Origin of the sequence: Paenibacillus sp. FSL M8-0228, from assembly GCF_038007385.1 — a bacterium.
Classification (GTDB): domain Bacteria; phylum Bacillota; class Bacilli; order Paenibacillales; family Paenibacillaceae; genus Paenibacillus; species Paenibacillus polymyxa_D.
Genome location: NZ_JBBOXA010000001.1, coordinates 4,648,013 through 4,670,547, shown reverse-complemented (window position 1 = coordinate 4,670,547; position 22,535 = coordinate 4,648,013). Strand labels below are relative to the sequence as shown.

Sequence of the window (22,535 nt, the reverse complement as noted above, 5' to 3'; positions counted from 1 at the left end):
TCGTTACCGAAGTCAAGACTCTCATGATCATTATGCATCAAGCATTAAAATACTTGTACCACTTCTTGGACGCCGTCGACTTCTTCGAGAAGAGCGCGTTCAATCCCTGCTTTCAGCGTGATTGTGGAACTTGGGCAACTGCCGCAAGCACCTACCAGCTTCAGCTTAACGATGCCGTCTTCAACGTCAACCAGCTCAACGTCGCCGCCATCGCGTTGCAGGAACGGACGGAGCTTATCCAGTACATCTGCTACTTCATCATACATTTGAACGCTTTGTGTTTCGCTCATTAGAATTCAACTCCTTTCCTATACCTTTATTATTATATTACAAAGCGGGCCAAATTAAAATGCCCGTCATCCAAAGCAGGTGAAAAAATGTTAAGACCTATTATTGAGTTTTGCACCAGTAATATGCATTGGGGCACTGATGAAATCATGTCCAAGCTGGAACAGAATCCAGATTATGATGTGATTGAATACGGCTGCCTAAGCAATTGCGGTCAGTGTAACGCGGAACCCTATGCGATGGTCAATGGTGAGATTGTATCCGCAGATTCAGCAGAGCTTCTGTACGAAGTGATTATGAACAAAATTAAGGAAGCTGAAGCATGGGATAACCTAGACTTGGATTGAAATATAATGCTCTGTTAGCCCATACACGCAATATACAAAGAAGACCTGCTTTGGGAGCGGGTCTTCTTTGTTTGTTTAGCATGATCAGCCAAAATGGCGTTTGGACTTCCAGAGCACACCGCTTTTAAGCAGGCGTGGTACACGGCCGCGCAATGAAGTGCTGCCCATAAAGCCATAGCCGAACCCGGCCTTCTTGCCAAGTGCGCCTAATGTACCGCGCAGCTTTAAAGGATGCGGGTGAGGCGTTTGACCTTTCCATAGATCACGTACAATATGTGCGATTTGTTCCCCTTGCACCTCTGCTGCCTGAGCGCTTGGAGAGTAGGGAAGGCTCGCACAGTCTCCGACCACATATACCTCTGGATGATCTGGTATTTGGTAGTAATCGTTGAGCACGATACGACCCTGAGGGTCTTTAGGGACAGCTAAATCCTGCACGATTTTTACTGGCTGAATCCCGGCCGTCCATACCACTGCATCCGTTACAATTTGCTCGTCACGGTTATAAATAGCCCCCGGCTCAATACGAGAAACCGCAACATGGTTCAGGGCATTAACCTGATGCTCCTTGAACCAAGCATGTACATAGGCAGACAAACGTTGCGGGAATGCTGACAGCACCCGCTCGCCCCGATCCATAATGGTAATATTCAAATCCGTGCGGCTTTCACGTAACTCCGCTGCAATCTCAACACCGCTAAGACCGCCGCCTACAATATGGACATGTCCATATGGCTTGATTTCGTTCAAGCGCAGATAGGTTTGGCGGGTATGGTTAAACGACTGGATCGTACAGCTGTGTTCTTCAGCCCCCGGTGTATTGTGAAAGCGGTCGGTACAACCCAACGCAATGACAAGCTGATCATAGGGCAAGGGTTCACCGTCTTGAAAATGGACCATTTTATTCTCCAGATCCATCGAGGTGACCTCTCCGTATTTGCGAATAAGACGTTGCTCATCTGGAAAATGCACCCGCAAATCAAAATCAGAAACCGTACCTGCTGCGAGGGCATAGTACTCTGTTTTCAAGCCCTGAAAGGGCATTCGATCCACTAAAATAACTTGAACATCGTCGGGAATGTGTTTATCCAGCAATTCTTTGGCAATGGTAAGGCCGCCATAGCCGCCCCCCAGAATAACGAAATTTTTCATCAAAATCCGCCTTCCTTTCGCTACCGTGTCCCCGGCAAATGGTCTGGTGTCTCGTCGATCTAACACAAGTTTTTGTTGTTATAAAACCCGAGAATCGGGCCTGCCTGTGGCAGACAGACCAGCGTATTCCGGGGCAGCATGATGCTGCATGATGTGAGTAATGGGGATGATATGCTCGCGGGAAATCTGAATCCGATATTACATTTATTCGAAAACTTCGATTTCGTTATAGAAGGTGTCTCGTTCTACAGGTATGCGTCCTGCACCTTTGACCAGCCAGATCAGCTCTTTACGGGTCAATCCGGCAGGGGTCAACGCACCTGCGGCATGGCTGATCTGCTCGCGCACAATCGTGCCATGGACGTCTGATGCGCCAAAGGTGAGAGCGACCTGCGTCAATTGCGGGCCAATATTAATGAAGTAAGCTTTGACATGGTCGATATTGTCCAGCATCAGGCGGCTGATCGCAATGGTTTTGAGATCTTCGTAAGCGGAGTTACGACGCATAATGTTGGCGTTTTTGCTTTTCGGCTGCATGGACAGTGGAATAAATACCATAAATCCGTTCGTTTCGTCCTGCAATTCGCGAATTTGCAGCATATGTTCAATACGATCCTGATACGATTCGACCGAACCGTACAGCATAGTCGTATGAGTTTTCATGCCGAGATTGTGGGCCGTGCGATGTACTTCGAGATAGCGGTCCACGTTGGCTTTGGTAACACGCATCTTCTTGCGATATTCGTCGGACAAGATTTCTGCGCCACCACCAGTCAGGGATTGAAGTCCAGCCTTTTGCAGCTCCTCAAGCACTTCTTTAATACTCAAGCCGCTTATGCGTGTGAAAAAGTCAATTTCCGCTGCTGTGTAGGCTTTCAGTGTAACGTGGGGATATTTTTCATTCAGCGCCTTCAATGAGTCTACATAGTATTGGAAAGGCACATGATTATTATGACCACCGACGATATGAAATTCTCTTACCCCCGGATGGATGTGTTGCTCTACATAATCAATCATTTCCTGCCCGGACAACGTATAAGAGCCGTCTTCCCCCTGATCCTTGCGGAAATTGCAGAACGCGCAGCGCGCTTCGCATACATTGGTGAAGTACAGGCTCATGTTTTCGATAAAATAAACCTTTTTTCCGTTCTTGCGTAAATTAGCTTCGTTAGCCAACTGACCCAGTGTGAGGATATCGTCAGTTTCATACAAATATATACCATCTTCGAGGTTCAAACGAATCCCGTTCTGTACCTTTTCTACAATTTCCGCCATTCTGCGGTCTGTAAAAGGTGTAACTAATGTGGACATGCCTATTCCTCCTTCAAGTTGCTCTGTGCGAGGCTGTCCGCCAAATCAGCGACACAAGCGCTAAGTGCGCACAGGATGTCCCGTTCCGTCGGTAAAATACGGCAGCGCGGATATACGATATGTGAAAAATGTTACAATGCCAGGCTACAATGATGAATATCTCAAAATATCGCCTTTGAAATGACAAATTTCCGACAGTTTCTTTTACACACTCTTCACCTATTATAAACCTCACACCACCGGTGTTCAATACAAACGAATAGAAAAACAGGTCTTGAAGCCTGTAAGGGAAGGACATTCCATGACTTGAGCACCTGCAAATAGTGGAGTATACTGAAGGAGAACATGAAGTAAAAGAGGAGGATGGAGCTATGATTAACATCACCGATTCCGCTGCTGAGCGTTTGAAGGATATGCTGGAGCAGCAGGAAACGCCGAATATGTTTTTACGTCTGGGTGTTACGCCAGGTGGTTGCACCGGATTCTCGTATGCAATGGGCTTTGACGACAACGAGACGGATCAGGATATATATATGAACGTACAGGATATGAAGATTGTAGTGGAAAAGGAAAGCATCCGCTACCTGGACGGTCTGGAAATCGACTTTGAAGAGTCTGGAATGTCAGGCGGCTTCACGATTCATAACCCGAATGCCGTAGCTACATGCGGCTGCGGTTCAAGCTTCCGTACAGCTACAGATGCCGGGAAACCGAACGAAGAGCCTTGTTAAGGTAGTTTAAAAGGGTACAATGAAATGAATTGTCTGCAAACCTGCATGATGGGGTGTTAACAATTCGAAAATGTAAATCAAGACCTCCAGAACGGTATAGTCACGTACTATATTCGTCCTGGAGGTCTTTTTTAATATGTAGAGATTACTTACTTAGGATCATTATCACTACGTGTGGATTGGACAAATTTACTCAGGGCATTAAAAAAGGCAAATGCAACTGTAAAAAGCAAAAGAGCTACGGGTTTAATTTCAATCTTAGAAAAAACACTATATAAAACTAAAAATGCAAAAAAGAGTACTGAGCTATTTACGTTTTGTTTTGTATAAATAGATTTTATAAAATTCATTGTATCACTCTCCAATTTGATTATAAGAATTCAAAACATATAGTATAAGTACCTCATTAACAAAATAGAAGTTAACTTGGTATATATACCATATTGCGAATGTATTTAATGAACGACTTCTTATACATAAATTACAGTATTGCATACAAACATTCAGGACTTATCAAATAAAAAATTCACATTATTTTAATTAGAGTTTTACTTCACTAGAATTTCAGTATAGGAACTTACAATTTAAATTCTGAGGGAGTGAAAGAATATATGAACAATCCAGTTAGTTTAAAAAGGGCTACCATGACATATGGACCTGATGATGATCCTCATATGTATGAATTATTTGAGGGAGTTCTGTATGATCGTAGTTATTTCTTTTATCTTGAACATGGGATACTGTGTCTGCGACATGTAAGAAAGGTAGAACAACCGGACCATCCACATCTTTATGTGGATGGGGAAAGTGGGGGCCTCTAACTAGCGAAGAATGTACAGCGTGGGATTATGGAAGTCGTTACAGAACTGATCGAGCGTTTGCGTAGTAAGGATGGATTGACGTTTTTACTGGACGAACTGCTATGGCTACATGGTCGAAGTCATATTGAACTTAACCTCGTAAAAAATAAAGGATGATATATTTCTGTTGAGAAACTAGCTGATTTGTAACCTTCCTCCACGGAGTTGGCACTTAAGACTAAGAACACGAGAGAAAAGAGGCTAGGGATGTATGAAGGAGTGGGTTGAAAAGGCACGGCAGGGGGATGAAGAAGCGTTCGGGCAGCTAATGCTGCATTTTCGCGGGATGGCCTATGCGGTGTCCTATGACATGCTGAAGGATGTTCATCTCGCGGAAGATGCCGTGCAGGATGCGCTCATAGAAGCTTATCAGAATCTGGAGAAGCTGCAGACCCCGTCTGCTTTTCCAGGCTGGTTCAAGACCATTGTGGTAAGACAGTGCCAGCGAATGCTGCGGCGCAAGCATCATTCGGTGCTTCCTCTGGATGAGGCTGTGCAGATATCGGGAGGAGTACCGGGTGTAGCAGAAATTGCGGAGCGTAGGGAGGAGAGCCAAGTTCTGCAACAATCGGTGAAGGCACTGTCTGCCAAGCTGCGCGTGCCTCTGCTGCTGTTTTATTTTTACGGCTATTCTCTTCAGGAAATTTCCGATTATCTGGGCACTCCGGTCCCGACGCTTAAGAAGCGGTTGCACGATGCTCGCCGAAAGCTGAAAGGTACACTCCCGGTAGCTGATCTCGTTTCTGTGTTCAATCATTTGTATGAGGGAGGGCAAAACATGCTACATATTGTTAACGGTGATGTTGTAGGCGAGATGTTGAAGCAGGGTGTTGTACAGGGTGATGTGCTTGTATGGAGAGAGGTATATCCGGCAGGACCGATATTTTTAAATCCAGCGGGGGCGGAAGAACGGGCATTGCGGGCCAGGGTCCTAGAAGAATCGATGGGTATTCCGACCAGCGAATATATTATGGGTTGTGAGGAACAGGAGCAGAAACTTCGTGAGTTTATTAAGTATGATGAAGTCGTATTGTGGTTTGAGCATGACCTGTTTGATCAGAGCATGCTCGCCTATCTGCTCCACTGGTTCAAAAGACAGAAACTGGGCCGCACGAAGCTGAGCTTGCTCTGCATTGGGGAGTTTCCGGGAATCGAACGCTTTCATGGCTTGGGACAGCTCACTCCGGCACAGCTTCAGACATTATCTGGGACCTGGCGGACTATTGGGCGGCAAGAAATGGAACTCGGAAGCGAGCTTTGGCAGGCGTATGCTTCTCCTGATCCTGTTCAAATGGCTAATCTGCTGGAAGACAAGAAGGCAGAATTGGCAGCATCCGGCCTGCCTTTTGCCTATGAAGCTTTCACAGCGCATCTCAAGCGGCTGCCCTCGGAGCAGAATGGTCTTGGCATTGTGGAACAGACCACGCTTCAGGCCGTTCATAATGAAGTGAATACGGCATTGGAATTGTTTCGTCAGGTAACTGACGTTCTGCATGTGCTTGGCATGGGTGATCTCGAATACTGGAAATTTATTCGTGCTTTGGCGCAAGGCGAACATCCTTTGCTGATCATTGACGGGATTGAGGCGGGCTTGGATTTCAGACAAATTCCGGATTTTCTGAACCGAAAGGTAATTCTGACAGAGTTGGGTAAAGAGGTACTGAATGGATCAGCGGACCGCATTGCAGTTCAAGGGATCGATGAGTGGTTTGGGGGGCTGCATCTCCATGGACATGAGGTTTCTTGGCGCTGGGATGATGTAGCTGGAGGTTTGATCCGACATTGAAGGATAGCTATCATCAGTATATTCTCCTAATGTTAGGAACCGACATGGGCAGATGCGCATATACTTTCTAAAAACTAACATTAGGAGGAATAAACTTGTATCAAGTACCTTCTTACTGGGGAAATTCATACTATATGCGGGCCGATTTTGTACCGATCTGGAACACAGGATTTCCGAAAGCAGTACAAATGATAAAGGAAGCGGTACAAGGGGAGCGTAACGATGAGTTGTTCTACGATGAATTGATCAATTTGGCACCCTCACAAGAGCAGGTGGCTATTATTGAAAGCATCCGTAATGATGAGCGCGGTCACAATAAAATGTTCAGAGAGATGTATCGGGCTTTGACAGGACAGGAAATTGCAGGCATCAGTAGTGAGCAATATGAGAGGGTGCAATCTTATACAGAAGGTCTACAGCGCGCCTTGATGGGAGAGTTGGGTGCGGTGGAACGATATCGCAACATCTGGTTTGGTTTGCCTGCCGGTATCTATAAGGACACGGTGTACGGTATCATTTTGGATGAGCTTAAGCACGCTGCCAAATACAATTATCTGATTACGTTGAATCTCAGGTAACTATTGACCGAAAGTCAATACTACTCCACATCAATTGGATGCTGGATTTTATCCTTATATTCATCCACATAGAGTTGGCCGTTGCTGCCTTTAACGGCATAGAATACGTCCTCTAACTTTTTGTCGCGGGCCTTCAGTTGAGACAGCAGCCATGATTCGGGAATATGATTGGAGTTTAAATTGCCATGCAAAAGCTGTCCGTCGATTACAAGCTCAATTGGGAACTGTGTGGCATTACCTGCATTCAACTGCAGGTCTTTTAATGTCACGGCTTGCAGTTCCTTTTTCTTTTGAACAGATAGTTTTCCGTTAATCTCAAGGAGGGCGTACTGCACTTCTTCTATATTAAAAATTTCTTTCTGGCGAAGTTGTTGGTTTAAAGAATCCAATGTCATATTATTTTTTTTTAGGTTATCTTCGAGAATGAACCCTCCTTCTATGAGAACGGTGGGTGCTCCCTCTGTCCACATCTTAAAGTTTCTGAATTTCAAAAAAAACTTGGATAAAACATAAGAAGTAATTGTAAAAACAGACAGGGCTATTAATAGGTGGACAACTTCTATTTTTTGGTTAAATGCAAAATTAGCAGCCATAGCTCCTAATATAACTGCCGTTACGAATTCGTGAAAGTTCATATTGGAAAGGGTTTGCTTCCCCAATATTCTCCCAATTAGCATGAGGATAACGAATGCAGAAAAACTTCTGATCAAAATAACGAGATGATCCATGCAAAACCCTCCTAGTTTGAAAATTGCAGGTATTCAGCATATAGGTTACCCGCTGGGATGGGATAATATACCAATGTAATTAATGCATTATATGTGATGTATAAGCTTATAGGTTAGAAATTTAGCTATTTGGTCGAATGATTTGATTTCTCTGCATATGAATAGACCTCCTTATGTTCATAATCCAATGCTTCTACTGCTTCATATCCGTAAACAGCTCCTGCGCAGTACGCACAAATAACTGTACAGCCAGAGAAGCATTGTGCAGGGATGGTACAGCGATACCGATTTGACGTGTGATCAGAGGTGAAGTCTCCTTGACGGTCAGATCATGGGGGAACGTGGACAAGGCGAGTGAAGAAACAATGCCCATACCCAGTCCTTGTCGAACCATGCTGACCAAGGTGCTGACATTGTGAGTAATGAATTGTGCCTGCAACTGACTTTGTTCGCGTTCAAAACCTTCCATAATGGCGACCTCATGTCCACCTTTACAAAAGATCATATCCTGCTCATTCAAGTCACGGATGGCAATTTTATTGTGCGATTGTAGAGGGTGACCGTCTGGCAGGAGAATAACCATGTCATCCTGACATAATGGGATGATATCTACCTGAGGGTCTGGTAACAGGATGATACCGACTTCGATTTCTCTGGTATGCACCCACTCCTTGACTTCATTCGTGGAGCCTTCATGTAGATCGAAAACAAGGTTCGGATAATGCTGACGAATATGATGAATAATCGGGGGCAGAAAATAGGCTGAGGCAGAAGGAAAGGCACCGATCGTGATCGTGCCCACGTCTAGACCTTTTTCAGCAGCCACCTGCTGCTGTACCTTTTCCATGCTTTGCAGCATCATACGGAATTGCAGCAGTACCTTGTGCCCGATATTTGTCAGCAGCACTCCTTTTTTTCGGTCGCGCAGCAATAGCTGGACACCCAGCTCGTTTTCGATGCTGGCGATGGCATGGCTGACCGCGGGCTGCGTCATATGCAGCTCATGGGCAGTTTGGGTGAAGTTTAGCGTTTCAGCTACACGAACGAAGATCATAATCTGAGTAATGGTCATAAGTGAAAAGTTATCTCCCTTATTGAAAACATTCATTTTATTTATTAGTGACCACAGTATACGCTAGTAAAGCAAAACTTTGCAAACGGCTATTCAGATTTTAGTCGGTAGCAATGAGCGATGAAAAATCTAAGGGAGAGAAGACATCTATGAAAAAATTAACACCTAAAGCTACGTTGTGGCTTGTCTTGATATTAGTGATGGTATGGGGGATCAACTGGCCGTTGACCAAGCTGGCTTTGCCAGATACGCCGCCGATATTTTTTTCAGGAATCCGTACCCTGCTGGGTGGTGTGATTCTGCTATTGTTCGCTATACGTCACCGGGAAACCTTGCGTTTTAGACAAAATGCGTGGACTTATCTTGTGCTGTCCATATTTAATATTGCAGGCTACTATGGCTTGCAGACGGTAGGGCTGCGTTATTTGCCTGCTGGGTTATTTTCCACTTTAGTATTCCTTCAGCCGATCCTGTTGGGATTATTCTCCTGGATGTGGTTAGGGGAGCGCATGTTTCCCCTGAAGGTCATTGGACTGGTACTGGGTTTTGGCGGGGTGATCGTGATTAGCTCTGGTGGAATGGCAGGGCATTTATCGGTACTGGGTATTGTGTTGGGGCTAGCTTCAGGATTGTGCTGGGCGCTCGGAACGATTTATATGAAGAAAAAAAGTCAGCAGCTGGACTCCATTTGGGCGGTGACGATGCAGCTCGTATTGGGAGGGATTATACTCAATGGGATTGGATTTACGACCGAGAAATGGAGCGATATTCACTGGACGACCTCCTTTATCGCAATTCTATTGTTTATTTCGATATTCGTGATTGCGATGGGCTGGATAATTTATTTTAAACTGATCGACAATGGAGATGCAGGAACCGTCGGCTCATATACGTTTATGATTCCGGTGTTGTCCACAGTCTTTAGTATGGTAATGCTCAAGGAATCGCTTACTTTGACGTTTGTTGTGGGGCTGGTGCTGATTGCAGGCAGTGTGTATCTGGTAAATACAGCATCTCCTAGAAAACGAAAGAACCGAAACTCCAGGGCTGATGAAACGAATTCCTGTACAAATGCATAGAAATATGGAATTAGGAAAAATATACTAGATTATCAGAGGAGGGAATAGTAAAATATGACTATATAAGTAGAGAGGAAGTTTGGTATGGGAGAATTAAGCAGTCATGCTCAGTCTGTGGAGCCGCAAGCACATTCTGTTCGTAAGCTCGCAGTTGTAGCAACAGTCATTTCAGGAGTAGCTGTACTAGGATGTATAGCCTTGGCGGTGTGGAATTATAATCTGAATACGAAGGTCAATACTTTAACTAGTGCGAACGCTTCACTAAATAAAACAACACAAGCGTTAACGAAGCAACACAACGATACAGAGGCGCTACTGGGACGAGTTAGATTAACAGCTAACCTGTCAGCCATAACGCATATGTTAGAGCAGACATCTGTCGTTACCGATGATTTTGTATTGGAAAAAGTGACTTTTGATGTAACAGAGGATGGCACGTTGAAGGGTGTGCTACTGAATGTGAACAATCAACCTAATCTTGGTTTTGGCGGTGCTTATCAAGGTTATGGTAAATATAATATGTCCTCAGCTGCATTGACGAAGAAGGCGGAGGAAGTCATAAACATAGCTATGAAAGAGTACGGTACATCTGACAAGCTTCCGGTATGGGATAAGAATACGAGGGTGGAAATGACGGTTCAAAATTATCCGCTTGGGAAGCGGGAAGGCGGCACTTTTAAACTCACCGGTCAGCAGTAGGAGGAACCTAATGTATTCCGATGTTGGGTTTTGCAGATGAAGCGGGGGAGTTAAGGAATGGACAGATATACACCTACAGCGAGGGAACGTTGGCAGATGAAACAGAGCGAGCCGCAGCAGCAGGGATGGCTGCTCGCTTTCTTTGGCTGGATTTTTGCAGGTTTGGGGTTCATATTTAGTTTTTTTGTCTTTGGAGGATTGTTGGGTGTCTTAGGTTTGGTTTTTGGAATTTTGACGAAACGAATGGAACAAAGAAACACGCAGGGCATCTTCATTATTGTAATCAGCTCCGTTGCTATTGGCATCGGTCTATTGATTTTTATGATTTTTTTTACGCAAGGTTTTGTAGAGGGTCTGAGAGAAGGGTATAATGAGCATTATTAGGTCAGGGAGGTAACAGCATTGAGCGTCATTATTTCACAGCAAATCTCGGCAACGGGCGTGAAGGAATATACGAAGGTGATGAAAACATTTGATTCTCCGTTTACACCTTTAGTTGGACAGAAGATCAGGGACACGGCATTTGGCGATATGCAATATTACGATGTCGAGGACGTATTTATTGATCTAGCGGAGAATGAATATTGGGTTATTCTACCTGCCGTTTTGCTGCATACTGATGATATTGAGGATATACGAGACGCTGTGCGTGAGTATCGTTCACATGGTTGGGAATGTACGAAACCTCTGTAAATGCATACCACTTAGGCATCTATACGGAAACGTCTTTCTTTTGCGAGATAGGCGTTTTTTTGTGTATTTGTGTAGGGGGTATTCCTAATGATTGGCATGAAAAGAAAGAATTTATGCTGAAAATGCGCAAATTTTATCATTTTTTATCATAAAACGACAAGTTGGGAAATGAAAACGGCCTTAATGTGTTATACTTAGTATATCAAAGGACAAGAGTCTAAAACGACCGGTAAGGCCCTTTCTTTGAAGAGCCTCTGAAAGGTTCAACGTTTATCCAAAATAAATGGTCAAAAGGAAAAGGGGAAATGCTAACGTGAGAGTGAATTTGAAATTTACCAACAAAGGGCAAGTTGCAGTTGAGAAGTTCAACAATGAGGAGCTTATCGAAATCTTTACCCGCTACATTAAAACGTTAAGCAAGAAGTATGATATCTCGGTTACCGTACCGGAGGATCTGAATGAGCAGATCTTGGAGGAGGGTACCGTGAAGGTCGTGTTGGATAAGATTAATTGTGACATGGACGCTTTTTTCAAGGAGCTGAGCCGGGATATCAAGGTGCCGCTGGTCAAAAGATTGGGTACCAAACTGGATAACGTATTTAAGACCGAGGTTGTGGAGCAGGAACAGAACTAAGTATAGGGATCAAGCGAGTCGAATGAAGATTCGCCATATGAAATGATAAAACCTCCCGAATGGGGCGCATGGCTAGGCCATGTGCTCGTTCGGGAGGTTTTATATGTTTAAACTACTCTATTCAGTAGGAAAACATGCAAGGCATGTCTCTCCCTTTTAACGTATTGTTGTGGATGTAGGGCGCAGTTGGGCTAAATCAAACGAAGGTACCAGCCCTTCCTGCGCGGCACGACCGAGCAAAGCTTCGATGGCGGCATATCCACTGTCGCCCAGATTGGCGGTAAAATCGTTAACGTACAGGTCGATATGCGATTGGGCGACATCAGGTGAAAGCTCCTGCGCATGAGACAATACATATTCACGCGAAGCTTCTGGATGCTGCCAAGCGTATTCGACAGAGGCGCGTATCCAGTTTGTGATCGCATCCAGATCCAGCGTACGGCGGGCAATAATAGCTCCGAGCGGGATCGGCAGTCCTGTATCTTCTTCCCACCAGTTCCCCAGATCGACTTGCTTACTAAGCCCGTAGGACGGATACGTGAACCGTGCTTCATGAATAACTAGTCCGGCATCTATCTTCCCGTCACGGACAGCAGGCATAATTTGGTCGAACGGCATCACGACGATCTCGCCGACACCCCCAGGCACATGCTTGGCCGCCCACAGGCGGAACAGCAGATAGGCAGTGGAACGTTCACTCGGAACGGCTACACGCTTGCCGGACAGGGCTTCCGGGCCTTTGACGGTGGAACCTTCCTTGGTCAGCACGAGTGGCCCACAACCCCGGCCCAGTGCGCCCCCACAAGGCAGCAGGGCATATTCATCCAGTACCCAAGGGAGTGCAGCATACGAAATTTTCATGATATCCAGTCCGTCTGGTGTGATCGCCAGATTGTTGGTGATGTCGATATCGGCGAATGTAATGTCCAGCGCGGGTGCGCCCGGAATCAAACCATGCGCCAGGGCATGGAAGACAAAAGTGTCGTTGGGACAAGGTGAAAAAGCAATTTGCATCTATATAACCTCCGTTAATGTAGAAAATGCGGCTTCCAATGCTTGCAAAGCCTCTTTGATTCGCCAGGCTGCACGGTCACGTGGACCGACAGCATTGGAAATCGTGCGGATTTCCATCGTCGGCAGTTCTAGCCTATTTGCCGCCACGGCCACGCCGTAGCCTTCCATCGCTTCGGCAGCAGCTCCAGGAACGCGTTTGGCCAGCCGTTCCGCTGTTGCCGCCGTACCGGTGGCCGTAGAGACGGTCAGGATCGGCCCCGCGACAGCCGTCTGTCCGGCGGCACGCAACGCCTGAACCAATCGCTGCGCGGTGGCAACGTTCACGGCAATTTTGCTTGAGCCGAACCCCAGCTCGTCCACGCTGCTGAAGCCCTCTGCCGTCTCGGCCCCCAGGTCGGCGGCAATGATCGCGTCAGCAACAACGACGCTCTCCAATGCAGCGACCTCCGCGAAGCCGCCACCAATTCCGGCGCTGATGACCAGACGGTAGTCACCAGCCGCCGCCAGTGCTAGCGCGGTTGAAGCCGCCGCGGACGGTGCGCCCACGCCAGCTAGCTCGACCACAAAACGGGTGTCGCCTTTCAGGCCCCGCAGTACAGCTTCCCGTTCGCCTTCAACCGCGGTCATAACCAGGATGCGCTCATCTGATGTTGTATGCTCCATCGGTTGATTCCCCTTTAAATTTAGGTAATATGCTCCCTTATCATACTGCTTTTCGAAACGATGTTCAAAAAAGGTCGACAAAAAAAGCGCTCTGAGGCGCTTTTTGAAAAAACTGCAAGATTCAGCAGATATGAAAATCGGTAGTTGTAAACATAAAGCAATTCTAATCTGGAAGAACAGCGCAGGCATAGCATATAATAATTATATCGGCTGATCCTTTGTGATTAGCTGAAACATGGTAATATTGCGGTCATAATGGCTTGGGGTTCCATCTTGATTGCGCACCCGAATCATCTCGCTACTGAATAACTCGATATATCCACAGCCAATCTCACAGTATACACCTGTAGGGTCCTCTTGCCAGACCGTAACGAGGTGTTGAGACAGCGCTGCGGTGAAAAATTCGATGTTTTTTTGCAGTACGCGTGGCGTTTTCTTGGGTTCCATAACGTAAATCCTCCCTATATCATGCCATTTGAAAATCAGCAATTGAACGTGGCTTCTAAGTGGTTACTACACATCATAACGAACATAAACAGCTGAAAGAGAAACGGTTCTTCAATCTACTCTATGAAACAGACGTAAACACTGTACCGCTTAATGCTATTTTTGTAAAGCATCCGAATGACCTTTTCAAATATCCAGTTTGTGTTTACACACATTTTACATTGCGTTTACACTGCTGTGATGCTAGTGCGTTTCATCTAATAGTACAATAAAGGGTAACTATACTGCATGAATTGATGGAGGCCATATGTTGATAGAGAGTCAGAATAAGGATAAAGCCGGGTCAGAACGTTACTTTAACCGAGATTTAAGCTGGATTGAATTTAATCGCCGTGTGCTTCAGGAAGCTCAGGATGCAGATACACCGTTGCTGGAGAGAGCCAAATTTTTGGCGATTGTATCTAGCAATTTGGATGAGTTTATGGCTGTTCGTGTTGCAGAGACGCGCGAGAAAATCAAGGCGGGTTTTATGCAAAAGGATTTTACGGGATATACCCCCTCCGGTTTGTACAAACGCCTGATCAAGCGTACTGTCTCGATGGTATCGGAACAATACCGGACCTATCGTGATATTTCTCGCCTCTTGACGAAAAAAGGTCTTTTACTGCTCGAATATGAAGACTTGAACACGACACAGCGCAAGTCGCTGGATGCATATTTTCATGAAATTATATTTCCGGTGCTCACGCCGATGGCGGTCGATCAGAGCCGTCCTTTTCCACTCGTTCACAATAAATACGTATATTTAGCGGTCGTTTTGAGACGTCCGGGGGATACGGAGGAGGATAAACCGCTTTTTGCCATTGTGCAGGTGCCTTCGAATATTCCACGTGTGGTTACAGTGCCGTTACGTTCCAATAGCAAGAAGAAATCATTTATTTTAATTGAGGAACTGATCAAGCATCATATCCAAACGCTGTTCACCGGGTATGTCCCAGAGGCCGTTCATGCCTTTCGTGTGACACGTAACTCTGATTTATCCATTAATGAAGAAGAAATCGAAGATTTGCTCGAAGAGATTGAAAAAGAGCTGCGTCGAAGACGACGGGGCGCGCCAGTAAGACTGGAAGTAGAAAAAGGGATTCATCCCTATGCCCTGATGGAGCTTCAACGCGAATTCAAGCTGTTCGACCATGTGTTTGAGGTGGACGGGCCGTTGGATCTGACATTTTTGTCGTCTTTTGCCGATCATTTGGAGGGGTATTCACATTTGAAATTTCCGGCAATCAAACCACTGTATCCGGAAGAACTGCCCCCGCAAGAGGATATTTTCAACGTACTTCGCAAACGGGACGTGCTCGTGTACCACCCGTATGAATCATTCGATGCGGTAACTGATTTTATCATTGAGGCATCAGAGGACCCGGATGTGATGGCAATCAAAATGACCCTGTACCGTGTTAATGGGGAATCGAAGCTGATTCCGGCATTGGCACGTGCGGCCGAATCGGGCAAGCAGGTAACAGTGGTGGTGGAGCTGAAAGCCCGTTTTGACGAGGAACGTAATATTGCCTGGGCGCGTACGCTTGAAAAAGCAGGCTGTCACGTAGTGTATGGGTTGGTTGGCTTGAAGACGCACGCCAAAATCATTCTTGTCATACGCCATGAGCGCAATGCACTAAAACGATATGTGCATGTAGGTACAGGCAATTATAATGAAAGCACGGCGCGCGTGTATACGGATATCGGATTGTTTACGTCAGATCCAGTACTTGGCGAGGATGCCTCCGAACTGTTTAATGAAATCACGGGATTTTCTGCGCTCAAGACTTTGCAAGCTTTTACGGTGGCTCCAACGGGAATGAAGAACAAGCTGTTTGAACTCATCCGTAGGGAAGCAGAGCAAGCATTGGCAGGTAAGCCCGCCCGGATTATTGCCAAGATCAACTCCTTATCCAATCAGGAGATGATCGATGAACTATATGCGGCTTCCCAAGCAGGTGTGAAGATTGATCTTATCATTAGAGGGGTTTGTTGTTTGCGTCCCGGTGTGGAAGGATTCAGCGAGAACATACGTGTCATCAGTATTGTGGACCGCTTCCTGGAGCATTCCAGATTGTTTTATTTTGAAAATGGAGGGAATTCCGAGTTATTTCTGTCCAGTGCGGATTGGATGACTCGCAATTTGACCCGCCGAATTGAACTGATGTGCCCAATTTATGATGACGGGATCAAAGAAATGCTGGCAGATATTCTGCATTTATCCTTAAAAGATAATGTGAAGGCACGCCAGCTTTTGCCTAACGGCAGCTATCAATTTGTGTCCAGAAACGACAAAGAGGCTCCCATCAGGAGCCAATCTGAAGCGATGAAGGTTAGAAATTGGAAGAAGGTAGAATGGACCACGACAATGTAAGGTTCCACGCTTTTTGGAAATCCTTAGCAACGGATTCTAGCTCCCGTTGTTCTAGTATGGGTTCACTCTTGCTTTCCAGGCGAAGATGCAGTGCATCATCCCCTGTAGTGGGATGGATGCTGGTGATCATTCCGGACTCACTCCGGTCCATGCCAATCGCGAGCTGGAGCAGTGAGCCGAGCCGATGTACACGTTCTTCGTCGGAAGGCTCCAAAATATCCGCATGTGTGCGTAGCAAACGAGGGGTCCGGTTCTTGGGATGGTAATCCGCGATCAACGCGGCTAGCACCGTTTCCCTATGGGATAAACCGCCAATGCCTGCATGTAAGATCCAGAACACGGAATTCTGCCGGAAATGATAGTAATTCAAGGCAGCCCCCGTTTTGTAAAGAGTTGCCGCGGTCAGTAACAAGCGTTTGTCTATAGCAGCTGAGGTTCCGCTAGCTAATGTGTCATAGAGCCGGACGGCGTACTCGTTAACCCGCTTGACATGCGCTTCGCTAACCGGGACAGCAAACGAAAGGATATTGCGAATGGATGTGATAAGCGGATTAGCTACCACGGGCTGTTCCGCGTTGACCAGCTCATGAAATAGCCCGTCTCGCAGACCCGCTCCACTGACCAGATACGCGGAGCCTTGAGCAGCTTCAAATATCGTTTTCAATATAATAAGCCCCGGTACAATGATGTCGGCTCTGTCCTTGGACAGGCCGGCTGTTTTTTTGCGTTTTTCATAGGGAAGATGGGGCAGACTGCCATAGAAGTAATCGACATCTTCTATTGTCATTTCGTAATGGTGCGTCACAGGAAGTGAGTAATCCTGCCGCTTCTGATTGATTTTAGCCAAAGTACGCAGGGTCCCACCTAGCCCGATGAATGGCAGATCCGGATTGGAGAAGATCCAATCATGATTTTGCAGTGAAGAACGGACAAAGCTCTCCATTTCCTCAATCTGCTGAGGAGACCATTCGCCATTCTTGACCTCACGTCCAAAGCGCCAGTTCATATTGACGGCGCCAAAGGGAAATGACACCGTATGCAGTCGCTTTCGATCGCGGAACAGCGTAATTTCGGTACTGCCACCCCCGATGTCAATGATGATTCCATCACTCACATTCATAGTGTTCACTACGCCCAGAAAACCGGCATAGCCTTCTTGCTCTCCGCTCAGTATTTCCAGTGTTAAATTTGTCTCCTCCGCGATCCATTGGACGATTTCGTCCGAATTTGTGGCATTGCGGATGGCTGCTGTTGCTGCTGCACGCATACGGACAACCCCGTGCATATGACATACCGCCATAAATTGGCGCAGCAATGGAGCGATGCTTCGAATCGCCTCCCGTTCCATACGACCGTTGGCCCCAACCTTTTCGCTCAGTCGGGCAGCTTCTTTGCATTCCTGCACAATGCGATAGGCTCCTGTCTCTGTCATTTCATAGATCACCAGACGTATGGAGTTTGAGCCAATGTCCATGATGCCAATTTTGCTATTCATGAGTTGCCCTCCTTGTTGAAAAAACGATTTGCCGGTAATTTCCGCTGCTCCGTGCAAATGGTAGTAGATTATTGTCATTGTACCAGTGATGTTCGGTGCATGCTACCGTTTGCTATGATCTTGTCGAAATAGACACATGCCGCGGACAATCATCCAAGAATAGCACATTCCTGTTGAGTATGTATAAGTATAACTGACGGCGAAAGGAGAGGGTTACATGAGACAACTTGCAAGCAAATGGCTAAAGACGAAGGCGCTGCTCCACCATCCATATACCGCCGTTTATATACCGGAAACCTGTCTATATAGTGAAGAACAATTGCGCATGATGCTGCGGCGGCATGCTTTTGTATTTATAAAACCTGTGAAAGGAGGTGGAGGAATCGGAGTCATGCGTGTGGCAAAGGAGCGTAGGGGATACACCTGTACTCGGATGGAGCACATGCACCGGTTCAGTCATTTTAGAGCGCTTGTAATCGGAATCAATAAGCTCCGAATCCAACGTCCATATCTCATTCAACAAGGCATCCAACTAGCAAGTATTCAAGGTAGACCTGTCGACTATCGAGTCAAAGTCGTGAAGGAAGGGCAGCGATGGGATTTTCGTGCGGTGGTTGCGCGTCATGCTCGGCCTGGGCTGGTCATTACGAATCTGTGCAAAGGGGGAACTTTGCTGAAGGGAACAGAGGCGCTTCGGATGATATATCCCCGACGGCTTGCTGCTCAGAAGCGGCGAGAGATCATTGAACTTACACAGCGCTGTATTCCTGTGCTGGAAAAAAGGTTTCCTGGGATTGGACAACTAGGATTTGATTACGGGCTTGATCAGAATGGAAGGGTATGGATCTTAGAGGTTAATACAAGACCTCAATAAATTTCTGTTTTCTTCAATAAAATCCCAATTTAATCTATTAACAAGACGCTAAATATAATATATTTGTATAAATAATAAAAATATTTTTTGTGTGTTCAAGCGTAAAAATTCTGTGTATAAATATTGTCCACATTATCCCCTGTCACATATATGGGTTAACGACACTTACCAACAATTTATACACAGGATTTCCACAATTGACTGTGGATAACAGAACGCTTGTTCCGATTTTGGTATTTTGATAGAATAGATTTTGAAATAAAAGGAAAGGTTGTGTCGAGGATGGCTATGCTGACGGATGAAATGCTTTTGGATTCCTATCAGATGGCAATCGAGCTTAAACTTGAATGTGACTTCATTGCACTGTTGCTGGCTGAGATTCACAAAAGAAAGTTAGAGATGAATACAGCCGTAGTCCTTCATTAGACCGGACAAGCTCTCGTACTGCGACTGTAAAGTCATTCAGGGTTCGAATGGCTTTACGGACAATCACTGCAACGAATAGGCACACCGTAAAAAAGGGTATTTCACTCCAAACATTCAAATTTGGAGTAAAATACCCTTTTTTGTCATAGTCTAAACTAAACTACATTTTCATGTTACTGCTGTGACCAGGAGACAACTTGGCATCTGGATCTACATAGACCTTGGCGTTGTTGACTGCCGTAGGGGCTTCACCAAAGCCGACCGCAATCAGCTTGAGCTTGCCTGGATAGGTTGTAATATCCCCTGCGGCGAAAATGCCGGAAATATTGGTTTCCTGGCGAGAATCGACCACGATGGAATTACTTTCGATTTCAATTCCCCATTCAGCAATCGGGCCAAGTGTGGATACAAATCCAAAGTTAACGATCACATCGTCCACTTCGATTTCCTGTGTTTCTTTGGTTTTTACATGAGCAAGAGTGACTTTCGTAATCGTGTCTTCTCCATGCAATTCTGTAATTTCCGTTGGTGTAATAACATTTACTTTGGATGCGAGGAGGTTTTCGACACTGTGTTCATGCGCACGGAATTTGTCGCGGCGGTGAATCAATGTAACCTGTTCTGCAATTGGTTCCAGCATGAGTGCCCAGTCTACGGCAGAGTCACCGCCACCGCTGATTAGCACTTTTCGGCCTGCAAATTTGCTCAGGTCGCTAACAAAGTAATGCAGGTTCGTTTTTTCAAAACGTTCGGCACCTGGAAGCTCCAGTCTGCGCGGCTCGAAAGCACCAACACCAGCGGTAATAATAACCGCCTTACCATGATACTCGCCACCTTTGTCTGTTTTTACGATGAAGTGGCGTTCTTCTTTTTTCTCTAACGATACGACTTTCTCTTCTAGCTGCACTTCTGGATTAAAGTGGTTCATTTGTTGAACCAAATTGTTGACCAGTTCCTGTGCAGTTACTTTAGGAAAGCCAGCAACGTCATAAATATATTTTTCAGGATAAAGGGCTGCAAGCTGGCCGCCCAGTTGGGGCATACTTTCAATTAAGGTGACGGATGCCTGACGCATTCCTCCGTAAAAAGCGGCGAAAATACCGGCTGGACCGCCTCCAATAATGATCAGATCGCGGATCTCCGCACCTGTGGATTGAGTTGTCACTCTAAAAACACCTCCGAAAGGGATAGTATGGGATTTGTAAATATTGAATCAGCCGCATAGAGGTTCAGATAGCCGCCGAACGCATGATTCACTGTTTATCATTATAAACTGCCAGGTTCCGCTTGCAAAGTTAAAGCTATTTAAATTTAATGAAGACTTTTTTATGAGTGTAAATTAACCGTTTTGAGAGAACAGCTTTGAATAATTATGTATATCGGAAGGGGTAGAAGCATGAGCAGTATTCCCAAAATTGTCATTGTGGGCGCCGGATATGGTGGTATATTGACGGCTCAGCAATTGCAAAAGGAGCTCAAGCACAATGAGGCGGATGTCACGCTAATCAACCGTCATGATTACCACTATATTACGACACATCTTCATATGCCTGCGGCAGGTACGGATACGATTGAGCATTCAAGGATTCCGATTGCCCAACTGATCGATGAGTTCAAGGTGGATTTAGTCAAAGGAACGGTTAAGGAAATCATACCCAAGGAGAAAAAAATCGTGCTGGAGGATGGCTCGCTGTCCTACGATTATTTGGTTATCGGACTAGGCGGGGAGCCAGAAACATTCGGTATTCCGGGAATGGATAAGTTCGCGCTGACGATTCGCAGTATTAACTCCGTTCGCCTGATTCGGGAACATATCGAATACCAGCTGGCCTTGTATAAAAATGACGGTAAACCAGGTCGCCTCAATTTCGTCGTAGGGGGCGCTGGTTTTAGCGGTATTGAGTTTGTAGCGGAGTTGGCGGATCGTTTGCCACAGCTGGCTAGAGCGTATGACATCGATTTTAACCGAATTCAAATCATTAACGTCGAGGCGGCTCCTACGGCACTGCCAGGGTTCGATCCTGAGCTGGTGGAGTATGCGATGGATGTCCTTAAGCGAAAAGGGGTCACCTTCCGCATTGGAATTCCGATTAAGGAATGCTTACAGGATGGTGTAATCGTTGGTGAGGGTGAGAAAATCGAAGCCTGCACCGTGGTCTGGACGGGAGGAATCCGTGGGAACGGATTAATCGAGAAAGCCGGATTCGAAGTGATGCGCGGAAGGGTGAAAATCGACGATTTTCTGCGTGCACCGGGCCACGATGATATTTTTATTATCGGGGACAGCTCCTTGATGTTTAATCCCGAAGGACGCCCTTATCCACCGACGGCCCAAATTGCGATGCAGCAAGGGGTCCTTTGTGCCAAGAATCTGGCCGCTACTCTTCGCAAAAAGGAACTGCACAAGTTCGTATTTTCCAACAAAGGGACGGTTGCTTCTCTTGGAAAAGGCGAAGCCGTCGCTGTGGTGGGCAAGCGCAAAATAAAAGGTTGGGTGGCCGCACAATTGAAAAAAATTGTGGATCTCCGCTATCTGTTCATCATTGGCGGAATTCCACTGGTACTGAAAAAAGGACGGTTTTTCTAAGGCAAAAAGGTTTCCATGACTCCTAAAAAGGAGCTTGGAGACCTTTTTTATTTCCATGAACAAAAAAAGATATTGACTCATAACTATTTGACGTCGTATAGTATGATTACTAATTACAGAGGAGGAGCTTCACATTGAATTCTGATTTTAAAATCAATGCCGATCCCAGTAGAATACATTTATTGACTGAAAAGTTTCCAAATGTGGACTCCCAATCGTTGAATACGTGGGTACTTTTCGTGCAGGCAGCACATGAAGTGTACAATGGAGTGTCTTCCAGACTCTCGGAATATGGGCTATCTGTAGGCAACCTGAAAATTTTAATGCCATTGTTTTTACATGAACGTGCATTGACTCCATCAGAGCTGGCTGAATATTCAGGGGTTACTCGTTCAACAGTAACCAGCGTAATTGATAAGCTGGAACGGGACGGCATCATCCGAAGAAGTACACTGACGGATCGACGTATGACCGCGATCTCCTTGACTGATGAAGGAAAACAGTTAATGACGGAAAAAATTCCGATGTTCATCCAGCTTTTTTCGGATTTAATGAATGAATTTACTAAGGAAGATCATATTCTATTTGCTACGTTATTAAATAAGTTTTCTTCAGGACTTGAACGGATAAAACGGGAATAATCAAATTTCCCGGC

Annotated in this window: 25 protein-coding genes and 1 pseudogene; 15 read left to right on the top strand and 11 right to left on the bottom strand. The window is 45.8% G+C overall.

Features of this window, described 5'->3' with window-relative positions; all coding sequences use genetic code 11:
* Positions 1–44: 44 nt before the first annotated feature.
* Positions 45–290 carry a NifU family protein gene (locus tag MKY98_RS21110; RefSeq protein ID WP_013311836.1) on the bottom strand — a complete coding sequence of 82 codons (246 nt, stop codon included), beginning with the start codon at positions 288–290 and terminating at the stop codon, positions 45–47.
* A gap of 87 nt (positions 291–377) precedes the next feature.
* On the opposite strand from MKY98_RS21110, the gene MKY98_RS21105 reads away from it, so the two are divergent.
* A complete protein-coding gene (locus tag MKY98_RS21105; protein ID WP_023990179.1) occupies positions 378–635 on the top strand; it encodes a YuzB family protein in 258 nt (85 codons plus the stop codon).
* An 84-nt stretch (positions 636–719) separates the two neighbouring features.
* On the opposite strand, the gene MKY98_RS21100 is transcribed toward MKY98_RS21105, so the two are convergent.
* Positions 720–1,787, bottom strand: coding sequence for an NAD(P)/FAD-dependent oxidoreductase (locus tag MKY98_RS21100; RefSeq protein WP_029518224.1), 1,068 nt, complete (start codon positions 1,785–1,787; stop codon positions 720–722).
* A 204-nt stretch (positions 1,788–1,991) separates the two neighbouring features.
* Positions 1,992–3,098 carry an aminofutalosine synthase MqnE gene (gene mqnE, locus MKY98_RS21095; protein WP_029518225.1) on the bottom strand — a complete coding sequence of 369 codons (1,107 nt, stop codon included), beginning with the start codon at positions 3,096–3,098 and terminating at the stop codon, positions 1,992–1,994.
* Between the two features lie 371 nt (positions 3,099–3,469).
* Between mqnE and MKY98_RS21090 the strand changes: the two genes are divergently transcribed.
* Complete coding sequence (locus MKY98_RS21090; protein ID WP_013311832.1) at positions 3,470–3,829, top strand: HesB/IscA family protein; 360 nt, start codon at positions 3,470–3,472, stop codon at positions 3,827–3,829.
* Positions 3,830–3,978: 149 nt separating this feature from the next.
* Here MKY98_RS21090 and MKY98_RS21085 read toward each other — a convergent pair whose 3' ends face one another.
* On the bottom strand, positions 3,979–4,179 hold the full coding sequence (locus MKY98_RS21085) for a hypothetical protein (protein WP_029518226.1): 201 nt from the start codon (positions 4,177–4,179) through the stop codon (positions 3,979–3,981).
* A gap of 261 nt (positions 4,180–4,440) precedes the next feature.
* Here MKY98_RS21085 and MKY98_RS21080 point away from each other — a divergent pair.
* From MKY98_RS21080 to MKY98_RS21070, 3 genes and pseudogenes are all read left to right on the top strand, one after another.
* Positions 4,441–4,806 (top strand): annotated as a pseudogene (locus MKY98_RS21080) (hypothetical protein).
* 94 nt (positions 4,807–4,900) lie between these two features.
* Positions 4,901–6,475, top strand: coding sequence for a sigma-70 family RNA polymerase sigma factor (locus tag MKY98_RS21075; protein WP_069012612.1), 1,575 nt, complete (start codon positions 4,901–4,903; stop codon positions 6,473–6,475).
* A 134-nt stretch (positions 6,476–6,609) separates the two neighbouring features.
* Positions 6,610–7,053, top strand: a complete 444-nt coding sequence (locus MKY98_RS21070; RefSeq protein ID WP_069012664.1) for a ferritin-like domain-containing protein — start codon at positions 6,610–6,612, stop codon at positions 7,051–7,053.
* 20 nt (positions 7,054–7,073) lie between these two features.
* Here MKY98_RS21070 and MKY98_RS21065 read toward each other — a convergent pair whose 3' ends face one another.
* Together MKY98_RS21065 and MKY98_RS21060 are read right to left on the bottom strand one after the other, a co-directional pair.
* Positions 7,074–7,781: a DUF421 domain-containing protein gene (locus MKY98_RS21065; protein ID WP_069012613.1), complete on the bottom strand. Its 708-nt coding sequence runs from the start codon at positions 7,779–7,781 to the stop codon at positions 7,074–7,076.
* 193 nt (positions 7,782–7,974) lie between these two features.
* Positions 7,975–8,853 carry a LysR family transcriptional regulator gene (locus MKY98_RS21060; protein ID WP_029518230.1) on the bottom strand — a complete coding sequence of 293 codons (879 nt, stop codon included), beginning with the start codon at positions 8,851–8,853 and terminating at the stop codon, positions 7,975–7,977.
* A 149-nt stretch (positions 8,854–9,002) separates the two neighbouring features.
* Between MKY98_RS21060 and MKY98_RS21055 the strand changes: the two genes are divergently transcribed.
* The 5 genes from MKY98_RS21055 to MKY98_RS21035 all read left to right on the top strand — a co-directional run bounded on the left by MKY98_RS21055 (position 9,003) and on the right by MKY98_RS21035 (position 11,958).
* Positions 9,003–9,932: a DMT family transporter gene (locus tag MKY98_RS21055; protein WP_069012614.1), complete on the top strand. Its 930-nt coding sequence runs from the start codon at positions 9,003–9,005 to the stop codon at positions 9,930–9,932.
* An 84-nt stretch (positions 9,933–10,016) separates the two neighbouring features.
* On the top strand, positions 10,017–10,631 hold the full coding sequence (locus tag MKY98_RS21050) for a hypothetical protein (RefSeq protein ID WP_069012615.1): 615 nt from the start codon (positions 10,017–10,019) through the stop codon (positions 10,629–10,631).
* 57 nt (positions 10,632–10,688) lie between these two features.
* Complete coding sequence (locus tag MKY98_RS21045) at positions 10,689–11,015, top strand: hypothetical protein (RefSeq protein WP_039272696.1); 327 nt, start codon at positions 10,689–10,691, stop codon at positions 11,013–11,015.
* A gap of 18 nt (positions 11,016–11,033) precedes the next feature.
* Positions 11,034–11,324 carry a hypothetical protein gene (locus tag MKY98_RS21040; protein ID WP_069012616.1) on the top strand — a complete coding sequence of 97 codons (291 nt, stop codon included), beginning with the start codon at positions 11,034–11,036 and terminating at the stop codon, positions 11,322–11,324.
* 313 nt (positions 11,325–11,637) lie between these two features.
* Positions 11,638–11,958 carry a hypothetical protein gene (locus tag MKY98_RS21035; protein WP_023990165.1) on the top strand — a complete coding sequence of 107 codons (321 nt, stop codon included), beginning with the start codon at positions 11,638–11,640 and terminating at the stop codon, positions 11,956–11,958.
* Between the two features lie 156 nt (positions 11,959–12,114).
* Here the strand turns inward: MKY98_RS21035 and MKY98_RS21030 are convergent, their stop codons facing one another.
* From MKY98_RS21030 to MKY98_RS21020, 3 genes are all read right to left on the bottom strand, one after another.
* Complete coding sequence (locus MKY98_RS21030) at positions 12,115–12,972, bottom strand: 1,4-dihydroxy-6-naphthoate synthase (protein ID WP_029518234.1); 858 nt, start codon at positions 12,970–12,972, stop codon at positions 12,115–12,117.
* Positions 12,973–13,635: a futalosine hydrolase gene (locus tag MKY98_RS21025; protein ID WP_069012617.1), complete on the bottom strand. Its 663-nt coding sequence runs from the start codon at positions 13,633–13,635 to the stop codon at positions 12,973–12,975. It lies immediately after the preceding gene.
* A 201-nt stretch (positions 13,636–13,836) separates the two neighbouring features.
* Positions 13,837–14,082, bottom strand: a complete 246-nt coding sequence (locus MKY98_RS21020; protein ID WP_029518236.1) for a hypothetical protein — start codon at positions 14,080–14,082, stop codon at positions 13,837–13,839.
* 307 nt (positions 14,083–14,389) lie between these two features.
* Here MKY98_RS21020 and ppk1 point away from each other — a divergent pair, with 307 nt between their 5' ends.
* Positions 14,390–16,498 (top strand): polyphosphate kinase 1, encoded by a 2,109-nt coding sequence (gene ppk1 / locus MKY98_RS21015; protein ID WP_069012618.1) that lies wholly within the window; start codon positions 14,390–14,392, stop codon positions 16,496–16,498.
* Here ppk1 and MKY98_RS21010 read toward each other — a convergent pair.
* A complete protein-coding gene (locus tag MKY98_RS21010; RefSeq protein ID WP_069012619.1) occupies positions 16,458–17,993 on the bottom strand; it encodes a Ppx/GppA phosphatase family protein in 1,536 nt (511 codons plus the stop codon). The genes ppk1 and MKY98_RS21010 overlap by 41 nt on opposite strands.
* 217 nt (positions 17,994–18,210) lie before the next feature.
* On the opposite strand from MKY98_RS21010, the gene MKY98_RS21005 reads away from it, so the two are divergent.
* Positions 18,211–18,867, top strand: a complete 657-nt coding sequence (locus MKY98_RS21005) for a YheC/YheD family protein (protein WP_069012620.1) — start codon at positions 18,211–18,213, stop codon at positions 18,865–18,867.
* Positions 18,868–19,149: 282 nt separating this feature from the next.
* Entirely contained in the window at positions 19,150–19,293 is a 144-nt protein-coding gene (locus MKY98_RS21000; RefSeq protein WP_023990158.1) for a sporulation histidine kinase inhibitor Sda, read from the top strand.
* A gap of 160 nt (positions 19,294–19,453) precedes the next feature.
* Here MKY98_RS21000 and MKY98_RS20995 read toward each other — a convergent pair whose 3' ends face one another.
* Entirely contained in the window at positions 19,454–20,458 is a 1,005-nt protein-coding gene (locus tag MKY98_RS20995) for an NAD(P)/FAD-dependent oxidoreductase (protein ID WP_069012621.1), read from the bottom strand.
* Positions 20,459–20,689: 231 nt separating this feature from the next.
* On the opposite strand from MKY98_RS20995, the gene MKY98_RS20990 reads away from it, so the two are divergent.
* Positions 20,690–21,880, top strand: a complete 1,191-nt coding sequence (locus MKY98_RS20990; RefSeq protein WP_025724040.1) for an NAD(P)/FAD-dependent oxidoreductase — start codon at positions 20,690–20,692, stop codon at positions 21,878–21,880.
* Positions 21,881–22,014: 134 nt separating this feature from the next.
* Positions 22,015–22,521, top strand: coding sequence for a MarR family winged helix-turn-helix transcriptional regulator (locus MKY98_RS20985; protein WP_013372886.1), 507 nt, complete (start codon positions 22,015–22,017; stop codon positions 22,519–22,521).
* Positions 22,522–22,535: the final 14 nt, after the last annotated feature.